Origin of the sequence: Oryzibacter oryziterrae (genome assembly GCF_021864535.1) — a bacterium.
Classification (GTDB): Bacteria; Pseudomonadota; Alphaproteobacteria; order Rhizobiales; family Pleomorphomonadaceae; genus Pleomorphomonas; species Pleomorphomonas oryziterrae.
In genome coordinates, this window is sequence record NZ_JAKJIC010000001.1 from 428,004 (window position 1) to 442,735 (window position 14,732).

A 14,732-nucleotide genomic window follows, 5' to 3' on the forward strand; every position below is an offset into this window, starting at 1 on the left:
GCTTGCCCGAGTGTGCGCGTTCCCAAGCCCTTCCGACCGGAAGGGCCATCTGTTGGAGTAGCTTTCGATGTTCATCACCCCGGCCTTTGCCCAGACGGCTGACGCCGCCGGCGGCGCCAATGCCATGCTGATTCAGGTCTTCCCGTTCGTTCTGATCTTCGTGGTCATGTACTTCCTGCTGATCCGCCCGCAGCAGCGCAAGCAGAAGGAACACCAGGAGATGATCAAGAATCTCCGCCGTGGCGATGTTGTGGTGCTGGCCGGTGGCCTCATCGGCAAGATCACCAAGGTGGGCGACGACGGCGAGATCGTTCTCGACATCGGCGAAGCCGGGTCCAAGGTTCTGGTGCGTGCCGCCGGTTCGGCCGTGCAGCAGCTGCGCACCAAGGGCGAGCCGGTGAAGGACGCCGCGGCCAGCTGAGCCGAACACGCTTTGAACGCGGCCCCGGACATGCTGGATGACCGGGGCAGCGGCAGGACTGGCGGGGCAGGACCCGCCTTCGACTTACCAGGATGTTGGGGCCGTCGATGCTTTATTTTTCCCGCTGGAAAGTGACCGCGATCCTGCTGACGATTCTCGTCAGCCTTCTCGTCCTGGTTCCGAATTTCCTCTCGTCTGACCAGATCAAGAACAGCTGGCCGTCCTGGCTGCCCGGGCGTCAGATCGTGCTCGGCCTCGACCTGCAGGGCGGTGTGTATCTGCTCTATCAGGTGGACACCGAGGACTATAAGGCCAAGCGCCTGAAGGCCCTGGAAGGCGACATCCGCAACGTGATGCGTCAGGACCCGCGCGTGGGCTATACCGGCCTCGGCACGCAGGACGACACCGTACAGCTGCGCATCCGCGACACCCAGAGCTATGACGAGGCGGCCAAGCGCCTCAACACGCTGCTCAATCCGCTGAACCAGGGCGTGCTGGGCGGCTCCACCGTCACCGAGTTTCAGCTGGACCAGCAGGCTGACGGCCTGATGCGTCTGACCTTCAACCAGGCCGGTCTGCAGCAGCGCCTTGCCAAGGTGATCGAGCAGTCGATCGAGGTCATCCGTCGCCGCGTCGACCAGTTGGGCGCCACCGAGCCGTCGATCCAGCGCGAAGGCGCCGACCGCATCCTGGTGGAAGCGCCGGGCGAGAAGAACCCCGAGCGGCTCAAGAACATCATCGGCCAGACCGCGCAGATGACCTTCCATCTGGTCGACCTCAACGTGTCGCCGTCGGAAGCTGCCAAGGGCAATGTGCCGCCGGGCGAAGTCCTGCTGCCGTCGAAGGAGGCCGATGGCCAGCCCTTCGTCGTCGAGGAAAACCCGCTGATGACCGGCGAGGATCTGACCGACGCACAGGCCGGCTTCAACAGCCAGACCAACGAGCCGATCGTGTCCTTCCGCCTGTCGACCTCGGGTGCGCGCAAGTTCGCGCTGGTGACGTCGGAGAACGTGGGGCGTCTGTTCGCCATCGTGCTCGACAACCAGATCATCTCGGCGCCGCGCATCAACGAGCCGATCACGCAGGGTTCGGGACAGATCTCCGGTCACTTCACCATCGAGACCGCCAATGATCTCGCCGTGCTGCTGCGCGCCGGTGCGCTGCCGGCCAAGCTGTCGGTCGCCGAAGAGCGGACCGTCGGTCCGGGCCTTGGCGCCGACTCGATCGAAGCCGGCAAGATGGCGGCGATGATCGGCACGGTGTTTGTCGTGATCTTCATGATCTCGTCCTACGGCCTGTTCGGCATCTTCGCCAACGTGGCGCTGCTGGTGAACCTGGTGCTGATCTTTGCCATCATGACCATCCTGCAGGCGACGCTGACACTCCCGGGCATCGCCGGCGTGGTGCTGACCATGGGTATGGCGGTGGACTCCAACGTGCTGATCTACGAGCGCATCCGCGAGGAACAGAGGCAGGGACGGTCGCCTGTGACGGCCATCGACATCGGCTTCCAGCGCGCCTTCGGCACCATCGTCGACGCCAACATCACCACGCTGATTGCCGCGGCGATCCTGTTCGAGATGGGCTCAGGCCCGGTCAAGGGCTTCGCCGTCACGCACGTGATCGGTATCGTCACCACCATGTTCACCGCGATCACCTTCACGCGCCTGCTCGTCGCCGTCTGGGTGCGCCGCGCCCGCCCGGCGCACATTCCGCTCTGATCGGGACGAAGTGAGGATTTGAAAATGCGTCTGCTTCGACTGTTTCCCGACGACACCAAGATCCCGTTCATGAAGTGGAGGAAGTATTCCTTCATGTTCTCGGGTATCCTGTCGGTTCTGTGCTTCCTTGCCTATTTCACCCTCGGCTTCAACACGGGCATCGACTTCCAGGGCGGCACGCTGATCGAGATCCAGACCAAGAGCGGTCCGGCCGATTTGCAGCACATCCGCGAGCAGCTGAACGGGCTCGGCCTTGGCGAAGTGCAGGTGCAGGAGTTCGGTGCGCCCGACGACGTGCTGATCCGCATCGTCCGCCAGGAAGGCGGCGACGACGCGCAGATGGCCGTGGTGGACAAGGTGAAGGGCGTGTTCGGCGAGACCGTCGACTACCGCCGCACCGAAGTCGTGGGCCCGCGTGTTTCCGGCGAACTGGCGCAGAACGGCATTCTCGGCATCATCTCGGCGCTGGCCATGATCATGGTCTATGTCTGGTTCCGCTTCGAGTGGCAGTATTCGCTCGGCGCGGTGATCGCGACGCTGCACGACGTGGTGCTGACCATCGGCCTGTTCGCCGTGGCGCAGCTGGAATTCAACCTGTCGTCCATCGCCTCGATCCTGACCATCGTCGGCTATTCGCTGAACGATACCGTGGTGGTTTACGACCGAATTCGCGAAATGCGCCGCAAGTACAAGCGCATGAACCTTCTGGTCATGCTCGACCTGTCGATCAACCAGACGCTGACGCGCACCACCAACACCGCATTGACCACGCTGATCGCGCTTCTGGCGCTGTTCGTCTTCGGCGGTGAGGTGATCCGGTCCTTCACGGCGTCGATGCTGTTCGGTGTGATCGTCGGTACCTATTCGTCGATCTTCATCGCGGCGCCGATCCTGATCTTCCTCGATCCGCAGCTGGCTGGTGACAAGTCGGCCAAGCGCGCCGACGAGGCCGAGGACGCGGAAGACGCGGCGGCCGAGAAGGCGTGAAGGCCCGGGCGGGCGGGTTTCGGCGGAGCCGCTGAAGCCCATTCCGCATCGGCAGACTTTCCTGATGAGAATACTCGAAATCCGGTCCGATGGCCGGATTTCGTTCTTTCCTAGAGCGCTTTCCGAGCTGATGGAAACATCAGGTCGACTAGAAAACGCTCCAGATTCAATAGGTTGAGTAGCCGCTTTTCGATCATGTTGTTTCAACACGATCGGCGGGTGCTCCAAGGAGCGTGGCATGAAGCTGTTCGAACCGCGCGGCCGTCGCACTCTGGAACCTCGGGATCAGCATTTCCCGACGCCGGTGCCGATCGATGCCTATGGTGACGGCGGGTTCCGTTTTGCGGACATGTCGCATCGCGGCTCGATCATGGTGCTGCCGTCGGGCGTGCATGGCTGGTCGGCAGTGACGCCCAAGGATGTCACCCTCGAGACCCTGGCGCTGGCGATTGATCAGGCCGGCGAATATGACGTGCTGCTGGTGGGCACCGGCGTTGATCTCGTGCCCTTGCCGGGGGCGGTTGCCGCGGCGCTGCGCGAGCGGGGCGCGCGCTTCGAGGTGATGTCCACCGGCGCGGCCATCCGCATCTTCAACATCATGATCGGCGAGAACCGCAAGTTCGCGGCCGCCTTCCTCGCGGTCGAGTGACGGCGCCATGACCAGCCCGTCTCGCCTTGACGACGCCTATGCCCATTGCGGCAAACTGGTGGAGGCGCAGGATCGCGACCGCTGGCTCGCCAGCCTGTTCCTGCCCGAGGACAAGCGCCGGCATGTTCTGGCGGTGCTGGCCTTTTCCGCCGAGGTGGCGCGCGTGCGCGAAAGCGTGCACGAGCCGATGCCGGGCGAGATCCGCCTGCAGTGGTGGGTGGACGCGCTGGAGGGCGAGGCTCGCGGCGACGTGCATGCGCATCCGGTGGCGGCGGCGGTGATCGACACCATCCGGCGCTTCTCGCTCCGGCGCCAGACCTTTGTGGATCTGGTGGCCGCGCGCCGCTTCGATCTCTATGACGATGTGATGCCGACGCTCAACGATCTCGAAGGCTATGCCGGCGAGACGGCTTCGGCGTTGTTTCAGCTTGCGGCGCTGATCCTCTGCGAGGGCAACGATCCGCGGTCGGCTGATGCGGCGGGGCACGCGGGCGCGGCCTATGCCATGACCGGGCTGATGCGGGCGCTGCCGATCCACGCGCGACGCAATCAGGTGTTCATTCCCAATGACGTTCTGGCGCGGCACGGCCTGGTGCCGGAGGATATCCGCAACGGCGTGATCAATGTGCAGGTCGAGAAGGTGCTGGCCGAGATGCGCGCGCATGCGGCCCATCATCTCGACAAGGCGCGGGCGGCGATCGGCGCCATCGACCCGCGCGCCAAGCCGGCTTTCGTGGGGCTGTCGCTGGTGAAGCCGTGGCTCGGCCAACTCAGCCGGGCCCATCCCTATGGTCCGCCGGTGGACATTGCGTCCTGGCGCAAGCCGGTACTGATGTGGTGGTGGTCGCGGCGGCGTTGATGCCTTGCCTGAGTGCCAGGGCATTGGCGCGTTGATTTCAGCTCGAAAGACTCACTTGCCTTGAGGGCATGAGAAACCCGAACGGGGACTACCGAGTGTCATTTTCAATGACACTCGGCAAAGGGCGTTGCCGCGAGGGCGGCTTCGTCGTCGGTCAGGGCGCAGAGGAACCGTCGGTCAGCTTGCGCTTCAGCGCGGTGCCGGCGATGCCGAGCGCGGCAACCGTGCCGATGATGCCGCAGGCATAGCCGCAGCCCTGGCCGCAGGCGCCGTTGGCACAGGTGGCGCCGGCGCCGCTCATGGCCGTGGCGATGCTGGCACCGGCGGTGACGATGCCGCCGCGCGCCTTGGCGAGCGCGCTTGAGGCCGCTTGCAGGACGGGCGCGCTCATTCGGCCGGCTCCGCGATGACGTCGGGTTCCAGGCTCTCGATCAGGGGCTGACGCTTCCAGCCGTCGGCACCCTGCGCAAAGCTGAGGGCGCCGGTGGCGCAGGAGGCGACGCACTGGCGGCAGGTGATGCAGCCGCTGCGATTGTAGGTGACGGGAGCCGCCTGATCGGCCGAGAGCTTCAAGGCGTTCATCGGGCATTCCTTGACGCAGGTGGCGCAGCCCGTGCACTTCTCGGCGGCATAGCGGATCTTGTAGGTGAAGGGCAGCTTGGCGCCGAGGGCATGCAGGCCCGACTGCCAGGCGCCGACCGGGCACATGTAGGCGCAATAGCCGCGGCCGCCCTTGGTGAACAGGCCGAAGAGCACCAGCCAGAGCAGGGCGGTGATGATGGCGGACGAGGCGAGGAAGCCCGTGGCGCTCCACAGATTGCCCGTCATGATGCGCTCCAGCATGGAGTAGGAGCAGAGCGCGCAGGCGATGGAGCCGCCGGCGAAGGGCGCCGCAAGATAGCCCGCGAGGAAGCCATAGCGGATGCCGGTGGGGTTCACATAATTGGTCCAGTCGATCTTGAAGCGGTCGGGCACCAGGCGGGAGAGATATTCCGACGTGGCGCCGGCGGCGCAGAGGCGCCCACAGAACATGGGGCCGGCCAAGAGAGCGGTGGCCGAGAGGATCACGAAGGTCATGCCGTAGACGGTCAGGACGTTGAAGCCCTTGCCGCTGAAGAGATCTGTGAGCTGGATGCGCAGGCAGGTGGAGTGGATGTTGGCGTTGACCGGATCGCCGAGCAGCGTGCCGAGCGCCTTGGTCCAGAGAGCGAAGGGCGCATAGAACAGCGCGAAGCCGAGGACATAGCCGGGGAAGCGGCGATAGCGGAAGGCCGTTGACGGCGGCAGGCGATTGACGCGGCCCGTGTTGGCGTTGAGGCTGGACATGGTGAGTATTCCTGAGAAAAGATGTTCGATATCAATGGGCTGAATGGTCCATCATCATGTGGTCCGGCATGTCGGACATGGATGCGGACATCCCGCCGGCGCCGGAATCGAAGACGCGCAGCGGCACGCGGGCGAGCGTGGAGCCGTCATCGACATTCTTGACCAGCAAGGCGGTTTCGAGCGGCGTGGCGGAGCCGCGCGCTGCGGGCGGGACCGTGAAGATCAGGTAGACATTGGCCTTGCCGCCGGCGGCAATGTTGGTGATGCGGCTGAAATCGGCTTCGTTGCCGTTGATCTGCACGCCGGCCCCAGCCGGGTTGCCCTCAAGGCTCAGGCGCACGTCGAGCGGCTTGTCGGTGCCGTTGACGAGGCTCTTGGCGCGGAAGGTAACGGTGTTGGGCGCGAGCAAGGCCTTCGGCAGGCGTTGGGCCGCGAGATCGACCTCGACCGGCGGCACCTCGGCGGCGGGCAGAGTGACGGAGAACTTGATGACTTCGTTGGTGCCGATCCCGGCGTTGTAATAGCTCATGGCGACGGCAGAACCGGCCGCGCCGAGCAAGGCGACGGCAAAGGTCGCCAGCTTGGACAAACTGGGCATTTGAAGAATTCCGTGTGGGAGCTTCCGCCTCTGGCCGGCGGAAAAGGGTCGAACCATGCTGTGAGGCGCACGGTGAGGGCGTCTCAGTTGGGCAGATTCGGCGGCTTGTTCAGCTCACAGCACGGGCGGTCCGCGGGGCGACGGGCCGTCGACAAGGAGAGACGACGGCAGGGGTTGCGCGTCGCGCGGCAGGGCGACGGGCTCACGCGGGGCGGCAAGGACGATGGCAGGTCCCGTGTCGATCGCGGGCGCGTCGACGGCCCCTTGCAGGAGCGGCAGGCAAAAGACGCAAGTGGGACCGGGAAGGTGGTCGTCGCTCTCGGTCGGCGTCCCCTTGGCGTCGAGCATGATCATGCCGCTGGCGGCGCAGATCATCATCTGGCCGTCGTTACCGGCAAAATAGGGCGTGCGCGCTTCAGCCGATGGCTGGGCCAGCAGCAGGACGGCCAGCACATTGACCAGCACAGCGCAAAGACCGAGCACCGACGCAACCGAACGGCGGATCATGCCCCGTTTCGGATCGGTAGATCGATCGTAGAATTTGCGCTGACGTGGCGCCATGCGAACCCGCGCGCCCCCTCGCTGTCCGTAGGTGTCCTATAGGGGATTACCAATAATCTGACGGAATGCGCAGGTTCAATGCGGGGAAATACGCTGATGTGAGGCGAATTCACACAAAGGTGCCGTGACAATAGTCACGGCAACCACCGGCAATACGCTATGGAAAAGATCAGTCGCGGGCGGCGATGCGTTCGCGCAGCCAGGCGTGCAGTTCCTCTTCCACGAAGGCGATGCGGCTCTCGCCGAGGCGCACGGGACGGGGGAAGGTGCCGGCGGCCATCATGCGCTTGATCGAGGAGACCGACAGCGTGGTGATGGCAGACGCCTGCTTCATGGACAGAAGCGTCGGGGTGACGATCTTTGCCGGCTTGGCTTTGCGCTCGGCCCGGGGCGCCTCGGCAGGCGTGAAGGCGTCGCGCGTGGCGGCCTGCATCTGGTGAACAGCATTGTCAGGGTCGGGTTGCAGATCAGGTTCAGAATTGACCGGCTCGGCGGGACGCTTCACAAAGTCGAACGTAAGCTTCTCCAGCTTGTCGAGGGCACGCCTCAGACCAGCATTTTCCGACAACGCCAAATTCTCGCGACCAGACTGCCCCATACCCACACCCCTGTTATCCTTGTGCAAACGCCATCGCTTCCTGCGGGAGTCTGCAAGTGAGGAGCTTTTGTGCCTCTCAGTAAGACACTATCGCAGACATTGGTTCAAATTGAATTTACGCCGATGGCTAGCCTCTGGATTGATGAATGAACAGTGGATGGCGCTCAACCTGCGTGACAATACTGGGAAACGCTGGACTTGCGGACGCGGCAGTGGCAGACCGTAATCTTGCTGGTCTGTTCTGGAGCAGGTCCGGATCCAAGCACCCCTGTGGGTGCTTCATGGGGGGTAATGATGAGTAACGACCGAATCGTCGAAGTCACGCAGACATCGTGGCTTTCGCGAATCAAGAATGCCTTGGCCGGTATCGTGATCGGCCTGATCCTGATCCCGGTGTCGCTGGGCGTGATGTTCTGGAACGAGGGCAGGGCCGTGGTCACCGCCCGGTCCCTGGCAGAAGGACGCGGCCTGGTGGTCTCGGTGGACAGCGCCAAGGTCGATCCGGCCAATGAAGGTCACCTCATCCACATCACCGGGCCGGTGAAGGGCGTGGGCACGCCGGAGGACCAGTTCCTCGGGGTGAGTGCTGACGGCCTGCGCATCGAGCGCAAGGTGGAAATGTATCAGTGGAAGGAAGACTCCCACTCCGAGACGCAGAAGAAGCTCGGCGGCGGCGAGGAAACCACCACTGTCTACACCTATACCAAGGTCTGGACCGACGAAGCGCTGGATTCCTCCAGCTTCAAGGAGCCGGACGGTCACCAGAACCCGCCCAAGCCGGTGGGTAACGAGACCTTCAGCGTTGACGAGGGCAGCCTCGGCGCCTTCCAGCTGACGAGCGATCAGCTCGGCTATTTCGGCAAGAGCGAGCCGCTGGTGCTCCCTTCCGACAAGGCCGATGACATGCGCGAGCGCCTCGGCACCGACAAGGCGGCGCGTATTGCCGGCGGCAAGCTGCTGGTCGGCTTCTCGGCCGATGCACCGATGGTCGGCGACCTCCGGATTTCCTATGTGGTGGTGAAGCCCGACGTGGGTTCGCTGGTGGCGGCGCAGAAGGGCGAGGGCGTGGCGCCTTACCGCACCGAAGCCGGCAACGATCTGTTCCTGACCGACAATGGCAACGTTTCGGCCGACGACATGTTCGCCGAAGCCGTGACGGCCAACACCATCATCACCTGGCTGATCCGCGCAGGCGGCTTCCTGCTGCTGTTCATCGGTTTCCGCCTGATCCTCGGCGTGATCTCGGTGCTGGCCGATGTGGTGCCGTTCATCGGCTCCATCGTCAGCTTCGGGCTCGGCATCATCGCCTTCGTGCCGACGCTCCTGCTCGGCGCCACGACGATTGCCATTGCCTGGCTCTACTACCGTCCGCTGGTGGCGATTGCAGTGATTGCGGTTGCCGTGCTGGCGACGGTGGGTGCGCTCTACCTGCGGCGCAAGCCGGCGGTGAAGGTGGCCTGACGATCAAATGCGAGGGTGCGGCTGCATGATGCGGCCGCAATCCTTCAGCATGCTTGAACCAAAGCGAGGCAAGCCGTTGATCGCGGCTTGCCTATTTCATTTTGTAGCCCGATTATAGGCGCTTAGCTTGAAGACACGATTCATGCGGATGGGCCGGATGACGTCGAGCGAATGAACAAAGGCGTGGTCCTCCTCCAATGATGCGGCAGTATGAACTCGTCGAAAGGATCCAGCGTTACAATCCCAATTGCGACGAGAACCTGCTGAACCGCGCCTATGTCTACGCCATGCAGAAACATGGCTTGCAAAAGCGGGCGTCCGGCGACCCCTATTTCTCGCATCCGCTTGAAGTGGCTGCCATTCTCACCGACCTGAAGGTGGACGACGCCACGATCGTCATCGCGCTCCTGCACGACACGATCGAGGATACGGACGCCACGCGGCAGGATATCGACCAGAAGTTCGGCGTCGAGATCGGCCAGCTGGTGGAAGGTCTGACCAAGCTCAAGAAGCTCGATCTGGTGTCCAAGCGCACGGCGCAGGCGGAAAACCTGCGCAAGCTGCTGCTGGCGATCGCCGAAGATCTGCGCGTGCTGCTGGTGAAGCTGGCCGACCGGCTGCACAACATGCGCACGCTGCATTTCGCGCCCGAGCACAAGTGGGCGCGCATCGCCGAAGAGACGATGGAGATCTATGCGCCGCTGGCCGGGCGCATGGGCATGCAGGACATGCGCGACGAGCTTGAGCATCTGGCCTTCAAGACGCTGCATCCGGATGCCTTTGCCGCGATCCAGACCCGGCTCGACGAGCTGCAGGAAAAGAACCAGACGCTGATCGCCGACATCGAGACCGAGCTGTCGGAAACGCTGAGCAAGCGCGGCATCACGGCGGAAGTCAGCGGGCGGCGCAAGCAGCCCTATTCCATCTTCCGCAAGATGATCTCCAAGCAGGTGGGCTTCGAGCAGCTGTCGGACATCTATGGCTTCCGCGTCATCGTCGACGATGTGGACACCTGCTATCGCGCGCTGGGCGTGGTGCACCAGCTGTGGCGCACGGTGCCGGGGCGGTTCAAGGACTATATTTCGACGCCCAAGCAGAACGGCTATCAATCGCTGCACACCACGGTGGTCGGCCCGCATCGCCAGCGCGTCGAGCTGCAGTTCCGCACCATGGAAATGCATCAGGTGGCCGAATACGGTATCGCGGCGCACACGCTCTACAAGGACAAGGTGGGCGAGGGCGGCCAGCTGCCGAAGATCTCCGAGGAGACGGAGGTTTACGCCTGGCTGCGCCAGACCGTCGAGGCGCTGGCCGAAGGGTCGAGCCCGGAAGAGTTCCTCGAGAATACCAAGCTGGAGCTGTTCCAGGACCAGGTGTTCTGCTTCACGCCCAAGGGCTTGCTGATCGCGCTGCCGCGCGGTGCGACGCCGATCGACTTTGCCTATGCGGTGCATACCAACGTGGGCAACACCTGCGTCGGCTGCAAGATCAACGGTCGCATCATGCCGCTGGTCACCGAGCTCAAGAATGGCGACGAGGTGGAGATCATCCGTTCGAAGGCGCAGGTGCCGCCGCCGACCTGGGAGACGATCGCCGTCACCGGCAAGGCGCGCGCCGCCATCCGCCGCGCGACCCGCGAGGCCACGCGCAAGCAATATGCAGCGCTGGGCCGGCAGGTGCTGGAAACCGTCTTCGTCCGCGAAGGGCGCGAGCTGTCGGACGCGCTGCTCGAGCAGGCGCTGCCACGCCTGTCGCAACCGTCGGTGCCGGATTTGCTGGCGGCCGTCGGCCGTTCGGAAGTGCCGTCGGCGGACGTGCTGAAGGCGGCTTTCCCCGATTATCGCGAGGAACGCTCGACCCGTCAGGGCCGTGGGCATACGGAGGAAGGCTGGTATTCCTTCGCTGCGCGCGCCGGCGTGATGTTCCGCGGCGACACCGACCAGCTGACCGATCTCGGCCTGCCGATCCGCTCGATCGCCGCCGACCTGCCGGTGCGCTTTGCGCCCGACGGCGGTGCGGTGCCGGGCGATCGCATCGTCGGCATTCTGACGGAAGGTGAGGGGATCACCATCTATCCGATCCAGTCGCCGGCCCTGGTGGCCTTCGACGACAAGCCGGAGCTGTGGCTGGACGTGCGCTGGGACGTGGACGCGGACGATCCAATCCGCTTTCCGGTGCAGATATCGATCCAGTCGATCAACGCGCCGGGCTCGCTGGCCCGCATCGCGCAGGCGATCTCCGACACCGACGGCAACATCGACAACATCCGCATGGCCCGGCGGACGCCGGACTTCCACGAGATCGTCGTCGATCTGGAAGTGTGGGATCTCAAGCATCTGATCAGCATCATCAATCAGATCCGCATCCTGTCCAATGTCAGCAAGGTCGAGCGGGTGAACGGGTAGGGCAGCATGATCATCGGCATCGGCAGCGACCTCATCGACATCCGCCGCGTGGAGCAGACGCTGGAGCGCTTCGGCGAGCGGTTCGTCCGCCGGGTGTTCACCGACATCGAGCGCGAGCGGTCCGAAAAGCGCAAGGAGCGCGCGGCGTCCTATGCCAAGCGCTTTGCGGCGAAGGAAGCCTGTTCCAAAGCGCTCGGCACCGGCATCCGCATGGGCGTCAACTGGCGCGAGATGGGCGTCGTCAACCTGCCGAGCGGCCAGCCGACGCTGGCGCTGACCGGTTCGGCAGCCGAACGGCTCGCCGGCCTGACACCGCCCGGCATGATCGCCCGCATCGACCTGACGATCACCGACGATTATCCGCTGGCGCAGGCCTTTGTGGTGATCTCGGCGTGGCCTGAGGGGTGGCCGGGATCGTTCCAGCCGCCGGTTGCGAGGTAACCGCCCTAATTCGGCTTCTTTTTCAGGCTTTCCGTTGCGGAAGTGCGGGGGGTCCGGTAAAAGCCGGTAGCCGCGTAACTACGCGAAACAATCGAATCCGAGGCTGGTCGATGTCGGTGACAAACAATGATGCAACAGTGAAGGACGGTCTTTGGGAGACGATCAAGGTCGTCATCCAGGCGCTGCTGCTGGCGGTGGTCGTGCGCACCTTCCTGTTCCAGCCGTTCTCGATCCCGTCGGGCTCGATGATGCACACGCTGTTGATCGGCGACTATCTGTTCGTATCGAAATATTCCTACGGCTACAGCAAGTACTCGTTCCCCTATGGTCTGGCGCCCATCGACGGCCGCATCTGGGGCAGTGCGCCGCGCGCCGGCGACGTCGTCGTGTTCAAGCTGCCGGCGGATCATTCGACCGACTACATCAAGCGCGTGATCGGCCTGCCGGGCGACAAGATCCAGATGAAGCAGGGCGTGCTCTACATCAACGGCCAGCCGGTGAAGCGCGAGTATACGGGCGACTTCGTCGATCACGATTCCTTCGGCAATGAAGTGCGCGCGCAGATCTGGCGCGAGACGCTGCCGAACGGCGTTACCTACGATACGCTCGATCGCGGCGTGACCGATGGTGACAACACCCGCGAGTTCGACGTGCCGCCCGGCCATTACTTCATGATGGGCGACAATCGCGACAACTCCGCCGACAGCCGCATCGACGGTTCGGGCGTCGGCTATGTTCCCTTCGACCATCTCGTGGGCAAGGCTCAGGTGATCTTCTTCTCCATGGACCAGGACGCCAAGCCCTGGATGTTCTGGAAGTGGCCGACCTCTGTCCGCTGGGATCGCATGTTCACACTGCTCGACTGATGGCTCAACTGACACATTTCGAAAAGCTGATGGAGGCGCTCGAAAAGCGCCTCCAATATCATTTCAAGGACCGTACAGGGCTTGTGCGCGCGCTCACCCATCGCAGCGCCGTGCCCGGCGACAAGGTGGCCCATGAGAGCTACCAGCGTCACGAGTTCCTGGGCGATCGCGTGCTGGCGCTGGTGGTGGCCGAGATGCTGTTCAAGGCCAATGACAAGGCCGACGAAGGCGATCTGGCGCGGCGTCTCAACCAGCTGGTCCGCCGGGAAACCTGTGCCGAGATCGCGCTGGAGCTTGATCTCGGCGACGTCATCCGTCTGGGGACCGGCGAGCGTCAGTCCGGTGGGCGGCGCAAGGAAGCGATCCTTGGCGACGTGATGGAGGCGGTGATCGCAGCCATCTATCTGGACGGCGGCTTTGAGGTGGCCAAGGACTTCGTGGAGCGCAACTGGGCACCGCACATGCAGCGGCTGCCGGGCCAGTTGCGCGACGCCAAGACCTTGCTGCAGGAATGGGCGCAAGGGCGTGGGCACGCCGTGCCGACCTATGAAACGCTGGAGCGCACCGGACCCGACCATGCGCCGGTGTTCACCGTGGCCGTTCTGATCGATGGCGCACAGGTCGGGACAGGCACCGGCAAGTCCAAGCGCGAAGCGGAACAGGCCGCGGCCGCTGCAGCTCTCGCCGAGCGCGCAGACGGTTGAGACGGCGCCGGTTTCAGGCGGATAATCGCGTAGAATTCGACTATACTGGCAAAGCCGAAGGGCTGCCAAACCATCATCGATCGGTTTCCACGAACAAGGCCAGAGCCTTGTTCCTGCAAGCCGGTCATCAGGAGACGACCTTGACCGAAGTTGAAACCAATTCCACCCCCGAAGCGACCGTACCGACGCAGGCGGGCTTTGTGGCGCTGATCGGCGCTCCCAATGCCGGCAAGTCCACGCTGCTGAACCAGCTGGTCGGCGCCAAGGTGTCGATCGTCAGCCACAAGGTACAGACGACGCGCGCGATCATGCGCGGCATCGCCATCAAGGGGCCGTCGCAGGTGATCTTCGTGGACACGCCGGGCATCTTCCAGCCCAAGCGCACGCTGGACCGCGCCATGGTCAACACCGCCTGGGGCGGCGCCTCGGACGCGGACATCGTGGCCGTGCTGATCGACGCCAAGCGCGGCATCGGCGAGGAAGTGACGCGCATCTTCGACAAGCTGGCGGATATCCGCCATCCGAAGATCCTGATCATCAACAAGATCGACACGGTGAAGCGCGACTCGCTGCTGGCGCTCGCCGCCGATCTCAATGCCCGCGCCAAGTTCGAGGCGACGTTCATGGTGTCGGCGCTGAACGGTTCGGGCGTCGAGGACCTGATGGGCTGGCTGGCCGAGCAGGTGCCGGTCGGGCCGTGGCTCTATCCCGAGGACCAGATCTCCGATCTGCCGATGCGCATGCTGGCGGCCGAGATCACGCGCGAGAAGCTGTTCCTGCGCCTGCACGACGAGCTGCCCTATTCCTCCACCGTCGAAACCGAGCAGTGGAAGGAAATGAAGGACGGCAGCGCGCGGCTCGAGCAGACCATCTATGTGGAGCGCGACAGCCAGAAGAAGATCGTGCTGGGCAAGGACGGGCAGACCATCAAGGCCATTTCCATGGCGGCGCGCAAGGAGCTGACGGACATCGTCGAACGGCCGGTGCACCTGTTCCTGTTCGTCAAGGTGCGCGAGAACTGGGCCGAGGATCCCGAGCGCCTGCGCGAGATGGGTCTCGACCTGACGCTCAAGTCCTGAGACCCTGCCGTCGAATATGCATGACTTGTTGGCCGGAGGGCGGGCTGGGCATGTCC

16 protein-coding genes are annotated in these 14,732 nt (G+C 64.0%); 11 read left to right on the top strand and 5 right to left on the bottom strand.

Annotation, left to right across the window (positions count from 1 at the left end; translation table 11 throughout):
• Nucleotides 1–67: 67 nt before the first annotated feature.
• From yajC to L2I41_RS02000, 5 genes are all read left to right on the top strand, one after another.
• On the top strand, nucleotides 68–421 hold the full coding sequence (gene yajC / locus L2I41_RS01980; RefSeq protein WP_237151817.1) for a preprotein translocase subunit YajC: 354 nt from the start codon (nucleotides 68–70) through the stop codon (nucleotides 419–421).
• Between the two features lie 107 nt (nucleotides 422–528).
• Complete coding sequence (secD, locus tag L2I41_RS01985; protein WP_237151818.1) at nucleotides 529–2,142, top strand: protein translocase subunit SecD; 1,614 nt, start codon at nucleotides 529–531, stop codon at nucleotides 2,140–2,142.
• Nucleotides 2,143–2,166: 24 nt separating this feature from the next.
• Nucleotides 2,167–3,129: a protein translocase subunit SecF gene (secF, locus tag L2I41_RS01990; RefSeq protein ID WP_237151819.1), complete on the top strand. Its 963-nt coding sequence runs from the start codon at nucleotides 2,167–2,169 to the stop codon at nucleotides 3,127–3,129.
• A gap of 238 nt (nucleotides 3,130–3,367) precedes the next feature.
• Nucleotides 3,368–3,778, top strand: coding sequence for an Mth938-like domain-containing protein (locus L2I41_RS01995; RefSeq protein ID WP_237151820.1), 411 nt, complete (start codon nucleotides 3,368–3,370; stop codon nucleotides 3,776–3,778).
• 7 nt (nucleotides 3,779–3,785) lie between these two features.
• Nucleotides 3,786–4,637, top strand: a complete 852-nt coding sequence (locus L2I41_RS02000; protein ID WP_237151821.1) for a phytoene/squalene synthase family protein — start codon at nucleotides 3,786–3,788, stop codon at nucleotides 4,635–4,637.
• Between the two features lie 154 nt (nucleotides 4,638–4,791).
• Here L2I41_RS02000 and L2I41_RS02005 read toward each other — a convergent pair whose 3' ends face one another.
• The 5 genes from L2I41_RS02005 to L2I41_RS02025 form a co-directional block, all read right to left on the bottom strand.
• Nucleotides 4,792–5,028, bottom strand: coding sequence for a hypothetical protein (locus L2I41_RS02005; protein ID WP_237151822.1), 237 nt, complete (start codon nucleotides 5,026–5,028; stop codon nucleotides 4,792–4,794).
• On the bottom strand, nucleotides 5,025–5,963 hold the full coding sequence (locus tag L2I41_RS02010; RefSeq protein ID WP_237151823.1) for a 4Fe-4S binding protein: 939 nt from the start codon (nucleotides 5,961–5,963) through the stop codon (nucleotides 5,025–5,027). Before L2I41_RS02010 ends, L2I41_RS02005 begins: the two co-directional genes overlap by 4 nt.
• 31 nt (nucleotides 5,964–5,994) lie before the next feature.
• Nucleotides 5,995–6,561: a hypothetical protein gene (locus tag L2I41_RS02015; RefSeq protein ID WP_237151824.1), complete on the bottom strand. Its 567-nt coding sequence runs from the start codon at nucleotides 6,559–6,561 to the stop codon at nucleotides 5,995–5,997.
• A gap of 114 nt (nucleotides 6,562–6,675) precedes the next feature.
• Nucleotides 6,676–7,068: a DUF2946 family protein gene (locus L2I41_RS02020; protein WP_237151825.1), complete on the bottom strand. Its 393-nt coding sequence runs from the start codon at nucleotides 7,066–7,068 to the stop codon at nucleotides 6,676–6,678.
• 223 nt (nucleotides 7,069–7,291) lie between these two features.
• Nucleotides 7,292–7,690 (bottom strand): helix-turn-helix transcriptional regulator, encoded by a 399-nt coding sequence (locus tag L2I41_RS02025; protein WP_237151826.1) that lies wholly within the window; start codon nucleotides 7,688–7,690, stop codon nucleotides 7,292–7,294.
• A gap of 324 nt (nucleotides 7,691–8,014) precedes the next feature.
• Between L2I41_RS02025 and L2I41_RS02030 the strand changes: the two genes are divergently transcribed.
• The 6 genes from L2I41_RS02030 to era all read left to right on the top strand — a co-directional run bounded on the left by L2I41_RS02030 (nucleotide 8,015) and on the right by era (nucleotide 14,676).
• Complete coding sequence (locus tag L2I41_RS02030; RefSeq protein ID WP_237151827.1) at nucleotides 8,015–9,181, top strand: TMEM43 family protein; 1,167 nt, start codon at nucleotides 8,015–8,017, stop codon at nucleotides 9,179–9,181.
• A 197-nt stretch (nucleotides 9,182–9,378) separates the two neighbouring features.
• Nucleotides 9,379–11,586: a RelA/SpoT family protein gene (locus tag L2I41_RS02035; RefSeq protein WP_237151828.1), complete on the top strand. Its 2,208-nt coding sequence runs from the start codon at nucleotides 9,379–9,381 to the stop codon at nucleotides 11,584–11,586.
• A 6-nt stretch (nucleotides 11,587–11,592) separates the two neighbouring features.
• Nucleotides 11,593–12,027: a holo-ACP synthase gene (gene acpS, locus L2I41_RS02040; RefSeq protein ID WP_237151829.1), complete on the top strand. Its 435-nt coding sequence runs from the start codon at nucleotides 11,593–11,595 to the stop codon at nucleotides 12,025–12,027.
• Between the two features lie 110 nt (nucleotides 12,028–12,137).
• Nucleotides 12,138–12,893 carry a signal peptidase I gene (gene lepB / locus L2I41_RS02045; protein WP_237151830.1) on the top strand — a complete coding sequence of 252 codons (756 nt, stop codon included), beginning with the start codon at nucleotides 12,138–12,140 and terminating at the stop codon, nucleotides 12,891–12,893.
• Nucleotides 12,893–13,597: a ribonuclease III gene (rnc, locus tag L2I41_RS02050; RefSeq protein ID WP_237151831.1), complete on the top strand. Its 705-nt coding sequence runs from the start codon at nucleotides 12,893–12,895 to the stop codon at nucleotides 13,595–13,597. Before lepB ends, rnc begins: the two co-directional genes overlap by 1 nt.
• Nucleotides 13,598–13,737: 140 nt before the next feature.
• Complete coding sequence (era, locus tag L2I41_RS02055) at nucleotides 13,738–14,676, top strand: GTPase Era (RefSeq protein WP_237151832.1); 939 nt, start codon at nucleotides 13,738–13,740, stop codon at nucleotides 14,674–14,676.
• Nucleotides 14,677–14,732 lie beyond the last annotated feature (56 nt).